We start from the raw sequence: 15,285 nt of genomic DNA, 5'->3' as shown, positions 1-15,285 counted from the left end.
TATCTGTACATATAATCTGCTTGCTTTTATTCACCTTGCGATATGGTTGAAGCTGATATTTCAGCTGTTTTTTCAAATTAAAAGAAAAAAGTCTATTGGATAGTCTACCGGGCATCGCTATCCTGACTCAGTGATTCCATGGCATCCTCGGCATCAATCAGTTCAAGGAAAAGCTCTACCAGCCGGTCTTCCGGAACAGCGCCGCCGGTCTGGCGTTCATAAAATTTGCGGAACAGCTCGTGCACCGGCAGCTGGGAGCGCTCGCTGAACTGCTCCTGCATTTCGGTCTCCGGATAGACCGGACGGATGTTAACGATGCCTCCACAGACTTTGCGTAAATTCTGGATATCACTCATGGCCAGCGCTTCCTGCAGGGAAATCTCCAGATCGATAAAGGAATTCGGATCTCTGCCTTCTTCCAGCCACTGGTATACTTCTGCCAAGCCGCCTTTGGCTTTCCAGCGTACGAGCGGACGTCCGCTCGTCAGGAATATTTCTTCCATCTGCGGAATACCGCCGGGCTGTATATCAAGCATGGTGACAGATTTGGCCTGACCGGCTTCGGAAAAGCTGTAGGCCAGCGGCGAACCACTGTAGCGGATCATACCCTCACCCTTGACCGCCTGCGCGCGATGCAGATGACCGAGCGCCGTGTACTGGGCGCCCGTATACAGTGCCGACGGATCAACCGTATAGGCACCGCCTACCTGAATCGGACGCTCCGAATCGGTCTCTACACCACCCAGTACATAAATATGACTCATCGCCAGATTTACCGTGTCCGGGCGGAACCCTGCCGCCAGCTGTTTCATCAGTAGACCGACACGCTCACTATAGGCGCGCCGGATCAGATTTTCCTCATTATCATCGGTCAGTAATTCATTCAATCGGGCTTCCGATGGATAGGACAGTGGTGCGATAACCGCTGTCTCGGATGTGCGAGGAATATGAATCTGCAGCCCCTCTGCGGCCGGTACACCGAGCAGGTGAATCCCTCTACCGCGGACAAGCGGTGTAGCCGACGAGATCCGCTCGGGCTGATCGTGATTGCCTGCAATAATAACCATCGGGCGTCCATTGCCGGTCAGTTTGGCTGCCGCTTCATAAAACAATTGCTCTGCGGCTGCTGGAGGATTGACCGAATCATATACATCACCAGCCATCAGGATTAGATCGGCCTGCTGCTCGTCTGCGATCCGTGTCAATTCATCCACAAAGGCAGCCTGCTCTTCCAGACGGCTGCGGCCTTCCAGTGTTTTGCCAAAATGCCAGTCTGCCGTATGTAAAATACGCATTGGACTCCTCCTTCATCTCTATCATAATAACGGCAGGGCTGCACTTAAAAAGGCGGCCCTGACAGTTACCTCGTTTGGTATTCGTTGGTATTCGGTTTTTCTTGGTTTGATCTTCGTTTGGCTTTCATTTTGCGCTCTTTATTTCTCATTCTTCATTCTTGTATTCTCTATTTGCAGATTGTTCCTATTGTAACAGTATGCAAAAGGAAGGCTGGTCTAACTACGGATGCAAGGTATCCATTTCAATTGTACCTGACCTTGCTGCCTTCTACCTTTAGAGCTTCACGGCCCGTGCACCATCGAAAAAGTACAGCCACAGCTCATCCACCTTCCAGCCCAGCGATTCACGAACCGCCTGGGCATATAATTCCAGCTGCAGGCGATAACGCTGTTCCAGCGCTTCCAGGCCGCCTTCATGGGCTGCGATGCGATCCGTTTTGTAATCGATCAGAATGGTTCGTTCACCTTCGCGGAACAGACAATCGACAATTCCCTGCGCCAGCATAATATCGCCCTGTTCATTGACAGGAATGCCATAGCTAAATGGCATCTCGCGTCTGACCCATTGAGATGCTGTCAAGCGCTGTCCCAGATCGCTAGAGAAAAAGGCAGTAATATCCCTGGTCTTCACTGCATTTGCCTCTGGCTGGGTGAGAATCTGCAGCTGAACCAATTCCTCCCTGACACGGTCTACGAGCGAATCATCTACCGCACCTGTGTTAAGCGGAATTCGCTGCATCAGCGTATGGTAGGCTGTTCCCCGCTCGGCTCCGCTCAAGCCGCGCTTCTCCATAAATTTGGGACGCTGCAGCTTGAGTGTACCGTCGGTATACAGACTGGACGCCAGGCTGTAAGCCATCGTACCGGCTTCTATGTCGCTGTCTGCTGTAGAATCCGGCTGCGGTGAAGATGGAGCGGTATCTGCAGCCAATGGTGCAGATGCACTGCGGCTGGCAAACGAGCCAAGCAGCGGCTGCAGGTTCCAGATTCCTTCCCATACATCCGCATCAGGCACGTCATCGTTAGCCAGCTGCCTTTTCAGCTCACTGACTGTTGTCTTAGCCGGGGTATGCACCGCATCCTCATACGGATACTCCCAGGAAAGACGATCATGAACGACGTGCTGCCAATCTGCTGTATCTGTATCTGTATCTGTATCTGTATCTGTATCTGTATCTGTATCTGTATCTGTATCTGTATCTGTATCTGTATCTGTATCTGTATCTGTATCTGTATCTGTATCTGTATCTGTATCTGTATCCAAATGGTCGCGGATTTCCGATGCGGTGACTGCACGTTTTTCCATCAATGCATGCCATTTGGGATCATGCTCACGCGGGCCGGCATAGCTCAGTTCGCCATTTTCATCTGCTATCCGCAGTTCATGGCTGTCGATGATGCGAATCTGCCAGTCGGATGGATCGGCAGCCAGACAGTCCGAATAAGGTCCCGCTGCTGCTTCATTGCGTTCGCGGAACACGGATGCCGCACGGTGACGCATCATCGCAGGTCCAAGCCAATCGAGATAACTGCGGCCGCGGGCCAGTATATAATCCGGCAGCTCCAGCTGATCCGAATTCTGAACCTGACTCCAGGCGGAGATTTTCTTGTCCAGCCCACGTACCGTTCCGACTATAATCAGCTTGTCCCTTGGACGTGTAAGTGCAACGTACAAGACGCGCATCTCCTCAGCGAGCAGTTCTGTCAGTGCCTTCCGGCGGATCGCCAGATTGGGCAGCATCGGATAGCTCACCCGTGTGTCTTCATCGACAAACTTGGGACCAAAACCAAGTTCCTTGTGCATCAGGAACGAGCCATTCAGATCCTGCATGTTAAACATTTTGGACATGCCTGCCAGGAATACGACCGGGAATTCCAGACCTTTACTCTTATGAATGGTCATCACACGAACCGCGTTCTCCTGATTGCCGGATACAGCAGCACCAAGATCGCCGCCATTATCCTTGAGCCGGCGAATAAAGCGCAGGAAGCGGAACAAGCCGCGGGATGAGGTGGAACGCTCGAACTGGCGTGCACGATCGTACAGGATGCGCAGATTGTTCTGACGCTGGATACCACCCGGCAATCCGCCCAGCCAATCCACATAACCGGTCTCCCGATAAACCCGCCAGATCAGATCGCCCAGCTCATCTTCTCTCGCCTGGGCACGCCAATTGGAGAGCTGCTCCATAAAACGGCGCAACTTGCTGTTCCAACCGGCAGGATGCTCTTCCATCTGTTCGGATGCCAGCAGCATCGCTTCATAATAGGAAACATCCTTGCCAAACAGCCGGATTGCTGCCAGCTCATTCTCGTTGAGTCCCACAATCGGTGAACGCAGTACCGAGGCGAGCGGAATATCCTGCTGCGGATTATCGATAATTTCTAGCAGCGACAGCATAATGTCCACTTCCACCGCCTCGAAATATCCCTGCTCCAGATCACTGTAAGCCGGAATGCCCAGCAGCTGCAGTTCCTCTACCATCATCGGCGCCCATACGGATACGGAGCGCAGCAAAATAACCATATCCCGGTATTCCGCCGGACGCAGTCCATCCATACTTTTATCATAAATCATCAGTGGACGACCGTCAGGTGCTACCATCTCACGGATGCGCGTGGCGATCGCCTGAGCTTCCAGACGGGCCGCTTCCAACTCCGCCTCATCCGCAGCGGAACCGGCAGGCAGCTCTGCTGTCTCTTCGCTGTCTGCCGCTCGTTCGCTGCCCGCACGGTCAATCAGCCAGAACTCCGGTGCGTAGGCATTTTGTTCACCAGGAGGATACTGGGCACCGGCTACAAGCTCGGCACGTTCATCATAACGGATCTCGCCGACCTTCTCATTCATCACCTGACGGAAAATCATATTCACGGCATCCACGACCTGTTGACGGCTGCGGAAGTTGCGTGACAGATCGATTCGACGGCCTTCTCCCTGCCAGTCTTCGCTGTAGGTATGATACTTTTCCAGGAACAATCCCGGTTCTGCCAGACGGAAACGGTAAATGCTCTGCTTTACATCGCCTACCATAAACCGGTTGCCCTGTTCGGGCCTAGAAATAAGCCGGATCAGCTGCTCCTGCACCGAGTTGGTATCCTGGTATTCATCCAGCATGACTTCATCAAATCGTTCCTGGTACTCCAATGCAGCGGAAGAAGGCAGCACATGATCAGACTCAGATGCCGGATCGCGCAGAATCTGCAGAGCATAATGCTCCAGATCGGAAAAGTCTACCCAGCCTCGGCGCTGCTTCTCCTGCTGGTATTTGTTACTGAAACGAATAACCAGCTCGGCCAGCTCCATCATGAGCGGAGCCGCTTCACGCAGCTCCTGAGCAAATTCATCCGGTGTACGACCGAAAAACGAAGATTTCAGATCAGCCAGCGTTTTCTTGGCATTCTCTCGCAACTGCTTGACGGTATCCTGCAGATTCGGATCAATGCCCTCTTTGCGTACCGCTTTGAGCTTGCCAAATCCGGCATTCTGGAAAGTCATATATAGCGCTGTCCAGGGCTGCTCTCGCAGCGCATCCTGCAGCTGACGGATCACTTCCAGATCTTCATTCAGACTGTCTGCATAGGCAGCCGGTCCACCCGGCAGCCGAGAAGTATCGATAGCCTGCAGCAGCAGTGCTTCGATCCCTTCCAGCGACACTTCAATATCCTGCATAATATAGCTCACCCATGGCGTGTTCTGCAGAGCGGCTCCATCGGCGGCCTGGAAATGGGCAGCCGTCTGCCGGAGCCAGTGTTCCGGCCACGGATGACTGCGGGCAAAATGATACAGCCGCTCTACGAGCACAATCGCCGCATCATCGCTGCGTTCTCCGCCGAACCAGTTCATCAATCGGTGAAACTGCTTGGAATCGCGTTCTTCTTCCTCGCCATACTTCTCCTCAAACAATTCTTCCAGCAGCTCCTGACGCAGCAGGCCGCTTTCATTTTCACTGGCAATACGGAAACCCGGGTCCAGCGGAATCAGTGAATAATAACGACGAATCACTTCCAGGCAAAAGGAATGCAAGGTAGTAATCGAAGCCTGGCCGAGCAGAGCCAGCTGACGGCGCAATCGTTCATCATCCGGACGCTGCAGCACTTCCTTGTCCAACGCCGTCCGAATACGCTGACGCATCTCGGTCGCTGCTGCCTTGGTAAAAGTCGCTACCAGCATCCGGTCCACATCCAGCGGATGATTCGTATCTGTCACCTGGCGAATAATTCGCTCTACCAGTACGGCCGTCTTGCCAGAACCAGCTGCAGCAGCGACAAGCATATTGCCGCCACGCAAAGAGATGGCCTTCCACTGGGCATCGGTCCATGTGCTGTCTGCCGGTCTTGGCATTTCAGGATAATCGGTTGGGTTAACGGTCAATGGAATTCTCTCCTTTCTGCGTGTTCTGCTGGTTCTGCAGCAGCTCCCACGTTTCATTTTTGTTTGGTTTCTTCAATATGTTATAGGCATTGCCTTTGACGGATTCATCGAACTGACAGACTGACTTGTAGGAACAGAAGGTGCAGGCTTTTTCCTGCTCCATCCGGTATGGGGTAATATCGGTCTGTCCATCGGTAATGCCTGTGCCGATATCGCGTGCGGTCTGTCTGACATTGCGCAGCAGTTCATCCCATTGTCCAGGCGATGCTACCGCCGAGCTGCTGTAGAATCCGCCATCGGTCTTCACGGCTACCGGTAAAATGGTCGAATAGCCTTTGTCCAGTTCCATATCCATCCGGCCGATCACATCGCGATCGGCGAGCAACAGGCCTTTCATTTTGAATTTCTTGAGCAGTTCCTGCTGGGACTGCTGCAGGGTCAACCGATTGCCGGATTGCAGCATCGGATTATGCACATGGAAATACAATGCACCTGCAGGCGAAGCTGGCTGTCCCAGCATCTCTTCCGCATGGGTCAGCAGTACATCCAGATAGGTAAGCATCTGCAGTGCCAGTCCATAATAGACTTCATGCAGCTTCAGATCGGTCTGGCTGGACTTGTAGTCGATAATGCGTACGAGCAGTCCATTATCGCTTTCGGCGATATCCACCCGGTCAATTTTGCCGACGATCTCCATCGTACAGCCATTATCCAGCGTGAAGCGCAGCGGCGGCCAGTCTCCATTGGGACCGAATACCAGCTCCAGATACCATGGTTCAAAGTCTCCGCGGCGGGACTGTTCTCCGATAATCACAGAGGCCCGGCTGACGATTTCACGCAGCTTGCGCATAATATAGCCGTATCGTTTGGAACTGAACAGAATCTCTCCCTGCAACCTTGGCACATGCTTGTCCACTGCCGCTTCGGCAGCCTGGATACATTCCTCGGGACTGAGATCGCCCCATTTGCGTCCTTGATTTTTTAGATCTTTCGCCAGGTCGGTCAGTGAAGCATAAAACAGCTTGCTGATATCCGGTGCTTTGAGCCGATATTCCTGACGTTCCCGCAGCCTCAGTCCCCGAGCCGCAAAGTGGGCAAACGGACAGGAGACGAACTGCTCCATACCCGAGACACTTGTCCGCAGTACACTGCCATACAGATGACGGCTCGTATCCTCGGCCAGCTGCCGTCCACTATTTTCATAAAACAGCGAATCCAGCAGCATGTGCAGCTGGGGCTGCCATTTCTCCTGCGTTGCATACCAGTTATAGGCATGCCACCAGGATGGCTGAATCGCGCTGCCTCTGCTCCAGTCCCGCAGCTGTCCGATCAGCACCGGCAGCGTGGTCGCCGGACGGCTAATCCGGGCACTGTCCTGCTCTGCCGCTGATACAGCCGGGCTGTTATTCTGATGCTGCAGGAAAGGAAACAGACTGCGTACCTGGGTGATCACTTCCGACGGCAGCAGTCCTTTGCCTTCGTGATCGGTCTGGGAATAACTGATCCACAGCTTGTCGCTTGCCATGGTCAGCGTATTGTATATCAGAAAACGCTCATCCAGCTGACGGCGCGTAATACCCGGTGCGAGCGCCAGTCCGTCCTCCGACATGCTGGTGCGTTCCATTTCATTGAGAATACCATCATCCATAAATACGGACGGCACGATCCCGTCATTCACTCCGAGCACAAATGCATACCGGATATCCATCGGGCGGGTCCGATCCATCGAACCGATCAGCACCTGATCCATCGCGGGCGGAATAATACCAAGCCGCAGACCGGCAAGCCCTGTCTCCAATAGACCTGCAAAAGTAGCCAGCTCCAGCTCGCCTTCTCCCATAATATCCACCATCTGCTCCAGCAGATCCATAATGCTGCCATAGATCTGTACATGCTCACGTGCCCGCAGCGGATCGCCTGCCAGGGCTGCACTGCCGCTCATCTGCTCCAACTGTCCGGCAATATTGCAGTCTTCGATCAGCTGGTACAGAGCGATGCACATCTCGGTCGCATGACGAGCCTTTTTGATTTTCTTTTCAAAAGTAATCAATGGCCCGGTCACCAGGTCTCGCGCCTGCTCGATACGCTGTGCAGCCGCACGCTGGCTTTCACTGCGCTCTTCTTCATTGTCCATATGAATACCGGGGATATTCCGCCATGGACGTCCATCGGTCCAGCGGGAGCCGTAGATGCCTGTCGCCAGCACCGCATTTTCCAACCGGTCGAGGTCTTCCCCACTGACACGCCCATCATCGGGAACGAGCATCCCCGTCTTGATGCAGCGAAATACATCTTCGTAGCGCCAGTGATACATGACGATATCAAGCGCAGAACGCAGAAACTCGGCCAGCGGATGATGCAGAATGCCGCGTCGTTTATCCATAAAATAAGGAATGCCATAATCCTGCAGCAGCGGCTCAATCACATGTTCATAATCATCCAGCGTACGCACGAACAGCGCCATATCTCGCCATCGCGCACCTTTATCCCGGGCGATCCGCACCATCTCACGCAGGGCAGCTTCCACTTCGGAGCGTCGATTAGGCGCACTGTGAATAGTAATATCATGCTCCTGAGCGTCTTCATGATCAGTAGATGGCGCACGCCATACTTTGCGGTGGCGATAGCCGTATTCCAGATGCGCCAGCTGCGGACTGTGCTGGAAACGAATCGGTACGCTATCCAAAGAGGCCGACAGGTTCTCGATAGTCGGCATAGTGCTTCCATCGATCGCAGCAGCCAGCTGGGACAGCTTGCGGTACGTCAGCGCCGTCGGATGGAACAGCTCCATCTCCTGCGGCGGCTCCTCCTCATAAGGCCGATCCAGGGTGAGCGTAATCGTAACCGATACAGCCTTGGCCAGCAGCGCGGCGATAACCGCATACTCCTGCGGACTGAAGCTGTGAAATCCATCGATCCATACTTCCACCCCATTCAGCGACTCCGACTGCGGGATCGCGGCTGCGAGATCATTCAGCGTATCATCACGATCCACATACAGACCGGCCAGTCCCTGTTCATATTCCTGATAGATGCGCTGCAGATCATGCAGCTTATCGCTCAGCAGCGGCGAACGCCGTGTCCCCTGCTGCTGTACATAACGGGCCAGCTCTTCTGCAGACAGAGCATGATGCTTGAACTCCGTATACAATTCACTTAATTTGCCGATGAAACCGAACTGGTCACTGGATGCACCGAATAACCGCAGTTCCGGCTGATGGGCATGAATCAGCTTATACAGCAGCATTTTCTTGCCTTCATCGCCGATTGGCGTACGAGCCGAACCGCCGGTCTCCCGCAGAATCCAATCGGCAAAATGACGGAACCCGTACGTATGCGCCCGTATGTTACCGCGAAGCTCGGGCGTGCGAATCAGTGCATACTGCGCCTGAAAGGAAGCCTGTTCAGGCACAAGCAGCAAAATGGGCGGACCATCCGGCTGCTGCCCAATCCGATCGATAATCCGTTGAATGACTGTTGTCGTCTTGCCGCTGCCCGAACGGCCCAGCATAAACTTGAGTGGCATACCATCACCTTCATTCCTGCAAAATAAAATCTATATTCACAATTAACCTGTTATAGAAACAGAACATATAAGGATCACAAGCAAGGATCATTAAGCAAGGACCGCAAATAAGCATCCCCAGCGTCATATCCATAAAAATACAATACCAAAAAAAGGAACACATGTTCCTACCCTTATCCTATTAAGAGTAATACAATCCGGCTCATAATTCAATCCTGTTCGCCATTATCCGGCAAACATATGTAAATCCCCTCTGCCTGAAATACATCGTATTGTATATCCGGAAAGAGGGGATTATGGGATAAGATCAATAAATGGCTTAGAAATTATTGATCGTTATCTGATTATAGTTTAAAAGTCTTTGCTGCGTACTTCAAAGATCGCAAATTTCAGGTAATGTCCTTCATTTACACCCAGAATCTGCGGGTGATCCTTGCCGGCTGCACGCCATTCGACCAGACGCAGCACTTTGCCAGCATCTTTGGCTGCATCCTGGATCGTCTCCAGGAATAGATCGGGACGCATATGATAGGAACAGCTCGCCGTAACCAGATAGCCGCCTTCATTGACCAGCTTCATACCGTGCAGATTGATATCCTTGTAACCGCGGATTGCGCCAGGTACAGCACTCTTGGTTTTGGCAAAAGCAGGCGGATCGAGGATAACGACATCCCAGCTGCGTCCGCCGCCGGCTGTCATCGGCTTGGATGTATCCTGTCCGGCATCGGCAGCAGCACGCTGATTTCGCTCTTCCAGCCCTTTGGCATTGCTGCGGAGATAATCAAAGGCATCATCCACAACAAACTCCACCCGGTCTTCGAATCCGTTCAGACGCACATTCTCACGGGCGCTCTCAATCGCATGAGCGGATATGTCCAGACAGGTCACTTTTTTGGCTCCGTATTTGCATGCATTGAGTGTAAAGCTGCCGGTATGGGAGAAGCACTCCAACACGGTCGCGCCATCCCAGTACGGGAAGTCGACGACTTTGCCGTTGCGGTTCACCGGTACCGTCACCTGCTGTCCATCCTGCCCCATCTCTGTCAGCTGAATGCCGCTTCGTTCACCCCAGCCGAGCATCAGCGGTGCAATCGAAGCACGATTCTCGCGCTGGTCGAAGAAGTAGCCTGTTTTCTGGCCTTCCTCAATATCGACTTTGATCAGCAGCCCGTTCTCCGATACGGTTACGTGGCGTGGACATTCTCCATACATTACGCCTTTGACTTCTTCCAGACCTTCCAGCTTGCGTACGGATACGTCGCTGCGTTCGTAGATGCCGGCAGGCTGTACAACCTGTACAAGCGCATCAATGATCTGCTGGCGGCGGCGGTCCATTCCCAGTGTCAGCAATTGTACAACGAGAATCTCTCCAAACCGGTCAACAATCAGACCCGGCAGGAAGTCAGCCTCGCCATAAACAAGCCGATAAGCATTCTCCCCACTCAGAAAACGTGTCCGGTGCTTGAGGCACCATTCAAACCGCTCTGCGAAAAAGGCGGTATCCAGATCTTCCAGCGGTTGATGAGATACTACACGTACCGTGATACGAGACGCGGGGTTGTAATAACCGGAAGCGAGGAATTTGCGCTGATGGTTCAGAATGCTGACGATCTGACCGGGTTCCGGCTGACCTTCCACCTCGGCGATCTCGCCTTCAAATACCCATGGATGTCCCTGCTCGAGTCTTTTTTTACGTTTCTGATGCAAAATGATGCTTGCCAATAGTGGTCACTCCCTCATAAAGTCCGTACAGCCCGCCAACTTACGTTTTGGCTGCCGGTTGTGTGTATGCACACAGATGCATGCTTGATCAAAACAAAGGATTTCACCTTAACCGAACGGTAAAGTGAAATCCTTTCGTCGTATCCTGTCTGTTATAAAACGATATAAAAGCTCTTACTGGGCCAGCGGAGTTGGAGTCTGCTCCAATACACGAACCAGTTGACCTTTGCTTGTATTGACGCCGGGTTCGGTGAGCTTAACGCGGCACAGCTTGCCGACCAGATCTTCCGATCCTTCAAAAGCAATCTGCAGATAGTTATCGCTATATCCCGCGATCATGCCTTCACCGTATAATCCTTTATCGTTATTTTCCGGAATCACATCAAGTACATGACCGACAAACTTCTCCGCATAGGACAGCTGCATCTGTTCGGACAGATCGATCAGCTCGTGTACACGGGCATTTTTCACTTCTTCATCCACCTGATCTTCCATGCGTGCAGCCGGTGTACCGGTACGCTTGGAATAAGGGAAGACGTGCATCTCGGAGAAGCCGATCGACTTCATCATCTCGTAGCCATTGCGGAACATTTCTTCCGTCTCGCCCGGGAAGCCTACGATGACGTCTGTCGTAATCGCTACATCCGGCATGGACTGGCGAATACGGCGGATTTTCTCCGCATATTCAGCTACCGTATATTTGCGGCGCATCCGTTTCAGAACGTTATCATCGCCGGCCTGCAGCGGAATATGGAAGTGACGGCACATTTTCGAAGAGCGGTTCAGTACATCCAGCACCTTCTCATCAATCTGACTCGCTTCGATAGAGCTGATACGGATACGTTCCAGCCCTTCGACCCGGTCCAGATCCCATAGCAGATCCGCCAGATCATAATCTTCCAAGTCATCCCCGTAGCCGCCCGTATGAATACCGGTCAGTACGATTTCCTTGTAGCCTGCTGCTACCAGCTGATGCGCCTGGGCGATTACACTGCTGGCTGCACGGCTGCGAGATAGTCCGCGAGACCATGGAATAATGCAGAATGTACAGAAGTTGTTGCATCCTTCCTGGATTTTGAGAAATGCGCGGGTATGATTGGCAAAGTCCGGCACATCCAGCTCTTCAAACTCGCGTGTCTTCATAATATTGCGTACAGCGTTAATCGGCTGACGCTCACTCTGCAAGGTGCGAATATGATCCATCAGCTTGTCGCGATCCTGCGTACCGACGACCAGATCGACGCCTTCGATATCCAGAATCTCGGCCGGGGACGTCTGTGCATAGCAGCCGGTTACCGCGATGACCGCATCCGGGTTACGGCGTACGGCACGACGGATAATCTGACGGCTTTTTTTATCGCCGGTATTGGTTACGGTACAGGTATTAATCACATATACATCCGCAGTCTGTTCTTCAAAATCGACCTGGTCATAGCCTTCATTTTTGAACAGCTGCCACATGGCTTCGGTATCATAAAAGTTGACTTTACAGCCCAACGTGTAAAACGCTACAGATGGCATAAGTTAAATTCCTCCCATTTCTCCGGTTTCATACATAATGCAGGCCAGCGCCGTCATGGCAGCCGTCTCCGTGCGGAGAATCCGTCTGCCCAGACCTGTAGGCACAGCCCCCTGCTGCTCGGCTGCTTCCACTTCCTGCTCGGCAAACCCGCCTTCTGGTCCGACAACAATCAGCACCCGTGCAGGTGTGTCCGCATCCTGTCTCTGCTGCAGATTGGCAGCAAATGGCTGAACCACATCGCGCAGCTGGCTGCCATTTTCCTTTTCATAACAAAAACAGATTAAATCATACTGCCCAAATGTAGCAAGCAGCTGCTTCCAGCTGAGCGGCTGACCGATCTGGGGAATACGGCTGCGATGACTTTGCTCGGCCGCTTCTTTGGCAATCTTGCTCCAGCGCTGAATACGCTTCTCTTCCTTGCGTGAATCATACTGCACCACCGTACGCTCGGATAGAAAAGGAACAAATGCTGCTGCTCCCAGCTCCGTGCATTTCTGGATCACGGTCTCCATCTTGTCGCCCTTCGGAAGGCTCTGGGCAATCGTAACCTGCACCCCCGCCTCCGACAGCTGTTCCAGCCGCTCGACGATATGTGCGATGACAATGCCGTCCTCCATGCTGACAATCTCGGCCAGCACATCCAGCTCACTGCCGTCACAGGCGATCAGCTCGTCGCCTTCCTGCGAACGCATCACTCTTATAATATGCCGTGCATCCTCACCAGTGATCGTAACTTCCTGCTCACTGAACTGATTGGCCGGTACAAAATATCGCTGCATCACTCATCCACTTTCTGTATGGCATTTTCGTACTGGAATTGAATCCTGACATTCTCTGGCATGGGTCGGTATGCGGCGTGGATCAATAATCTGCTTATGTAGCCTGCCGCCTGACTCCGGTGCCTGTTATTGCAGCACATGGGAGCACCGGGTGACATTCAAATAGCCCGGTTTGTAAAGACAAGCCGGACTTCCAAAGGCCCTGCAGCTCCATATCGGAGTGAAATACCTGAATCCCTATCATACAACTTTTGAACAGGTAGGGCTAGGGTTTCAATTTAAATTGTACATCGGAATTCATGGTAAATGCTACTGCATGCTCGGGGTAAGGTTATGTATTCTGATGCATTTCCTGCTGATTCTCCCAACAAAAAACTCCCGCTTCTGCGCCGGATGATCCGGTTGCAGGAACGGGAGTTTTATTGGGTTGGCATGTAATGAATCACAGCGCCGGATATACAGAGCGTATGATCCGGCTGCCTATCGTAACAGCGGGTTGACTGCCGGAGTCATGTTGCTCGTTGTATCCGATTAGTTGCGGATCATGTAATCGAATGCGCCCAGTGCTGCAGTAGCGCCGGAACCCATCGAGATAATGATCTGCTTGTAGGCGCTGTCTGTGCAGTCGCCGGCAGCGAATACGCCAGGCAGGCTGGTTGCACCGTGTTTGTCCACGACGATTTCACCCATGCGAGTCAATTCAAGTGTATCTTTCAGCCAGTCGGTGTTAGGCACCAGACCGATCTGAACGAATACGCCCTGCAGTTTCACATGCTGCTCTTCCATCGTGTCACGATCGATATAGGTAATACCGTTGACTGTATCGTCACCTGTAATTTCCTTGGTTTGCGCGTTTTTGATTACCGTTACGTTCGGCAGGCTGTACAGACGCTCCTGCAGGACGGAATCGGCTTTCAGTTCCGAGGCAAATTCAAGAACAGTGACGTGCTTCACGATACCGGCCAGGTCGATCGCTGCTTCGATACCGGAGTTGCCGCCGCCGATTACTGCAACGTGTTTGCCTTCGAATAGAGGGCCGTCACAGTGTGGGCAGTAGGCTACGCCTTTATTTTTGAATTCTTCTTCACCCGGTACGCCGATATTGCGCCAGCGTGCACCGGTGGAGAGAATAACGGTTTTACTTTTCAGTACAGCACCGTTTTCCAGTTCCACTTCAACCATGTCTTTTTTCTCAAGACGCTTGGCACGCAGGGATGGCATGATATCCACGCCGTATTCCTTTACGTGTTCTTCCAGGCTGGCTGCAAGCTTTGGACCTTCGGTGTATTTTACACTGATAAAGTTCTCGATACCGACCGTATCCATTACCTGACCGCCAAAGCGTTCGGCTACCAGACCGGTACGAATACCTTTGCGGGCTGCATAGATCGCTGCACTGGAGCCGGAAGGACCGCCGCCGATTACCAGCACATCATAAGGTGCTTTCTCGGACAGTTCGTCCGCATCCGGGCCTGCGCCCAGTTTGGACAGGATATCCTGCAGAGACATGCGTCCGCTGCCGAATGGCTCGCCGTTCAGGAATACCGTAGGCACTGCCATAATGTTTTTGCTGTCCACTTCATGTTTGAATGCGCCACCTTCGATCATCGTATGCTTGATGTTCGGGTTCAGTACACTCAGAATATTCAGCGCCTGTACCACATCAGGACAGTTGTGGCAGGTCAGGCTGACATAGGATTCAAATGTATATGGACCTTTAACTGCTTTCGCCTGAGCGATCAGACTGTCATCCACCTTTGGTGCACGGCCGCTTACCTGAAGCAGTGCCATAACTAGCGAGGTAAACTCGTGTCCAAGTGGAACACCGGCAAATATAACGCCGGTATCTTCACCTACACGGTTTACACTGAAGCTTGGTGTACGTTCCAGTACCGCTGTTTCCACTTTGATGCGCGGAGAAATGGCAGCCAGTTCGTCAAGGAGTGCCAGCGTTTCCTGGGATGTTTTATCATCGCCAGCGCTGACTTTCAGCACGATGTCGCTCTCCAGCATCTGGAGATATTGCGACAGTTGGACCTTCATTTCTGCATCTAATACCATTTGCTCAT

Annotated in this window: 7 protein-coding genes; all 7 read right to left on the bottom strand. The window is 52.6% G+C overall.

Going from position 1 to position 15,285, the window contains the following annotated elements:
* Positions 1–104 precede the first annotated feature (104 nt).
* Complete coding sequence (locus tag WH45_RS12190; protein WP_046214706.1) at positions 105–1,295, bottom strand: exonuclease SbcCD subunit D; 1,191 nt, start codon at positions 1,293–1,295, stop codon at positions 105–107.
* 274 nt (positions 1,296–1,569) lie between these two features.
* Positions 1,570–5,637 carry a helicase-exonuclease AddAB subunit AddA gene (gene addA / locus WH45_RS12185; protein WP_046215143.1) on the bottom strand — a complete coding sequence of 1,356 codons (4,068 nt, stop codon included), beginning with the start codon at positions 5,635–5,637 and terminating at the stop codon, positions 1,570–1,572.
* A gap of 19 nt (positions 5,638–5,656) precedes the next feature.
* Entirely contained in the window at positions 5,657–9,193 is a 3,537-nt protein-coding gene (gene addB / locus WH45_RS12180; protein ID WP_046214705.1) for a helicase-exonuclease AddAB subunit AddB, read from the bottom strand.
* A 351-nt stretch (positions 9,194–9,544) separates the two neighbouring features.
* The gene (locus tag WH45_RS12175) at positions 9,545–10,915 is read right to left on the bottom strand and encodes a class I SAM-dependent rRNA methyltransferase (protein WP_046214704.1); all 1,371 of its coding nucleotides are present in this window, start codon (positions 10,913–10,915) and stop codon (positions 9,545–9,547) included.
* Positions 10,916–11,089: 174 nt separating this feature from the next.
* The gene (mtaB, locus tag WH45_RS12170) at positions 11,090–12,436 is read right to left on the bottom strand and encodes a tRNA (N(6)-L-threonylcarbamoyladenosine(37)-C(2))-methylthiotransferase MtaB (RefSeq protein WP_046214703.1); all 1,347 of its coding nucleotides are present in this window, start codon (positions 12,434–12,436) and stop codon (positions 11,090–11,092) included.
* 3 nt (positions 12,437–12,439) lie between these two features.
* Positions 12,440–13,216 (bottom strand): 16S rRNA (uracil(1498)-N(3))-methyltransferase, encoded by a 777-nt coding sequence (locus tag WH45_RS12165; RefSeq protein ID WP_046214702.1) that lies wholly within the window; start codon positions 13,214–13,216, stop codon positions 12,440–12,442.
* A 531-nt stretch (positions 13,217–13,747) separates the two neighbouring features.
* Positions 13,748–15,277 (bottom strand): alkyl hydroperoxide reductase subunit F, encoded by a 1,530-nt coding sequence (gene ahpF / locus WH45_RS12160; RefSeq protein ID WP_046214701.1) that lies wholly within the window; start codon positions 15,275–15,277, stop codon positions 13,748–13,750.
* Positions 15,278–15,285 lie beyond the last annotated feature (8 nt).

Source organism: Paenibacillus wulumuqiensis (assembly GCF_000971965.1).
Classification (GTDB): Bacteria; Bacillota; Bacilli; order Paenibacillales; family Paenibacillaceae; genus Saccharibacillus; species Saccharibacillus wulumuqiensis.
This window is presented reverse-complemented; position numbering and strand designations above follow the sequence as displayed.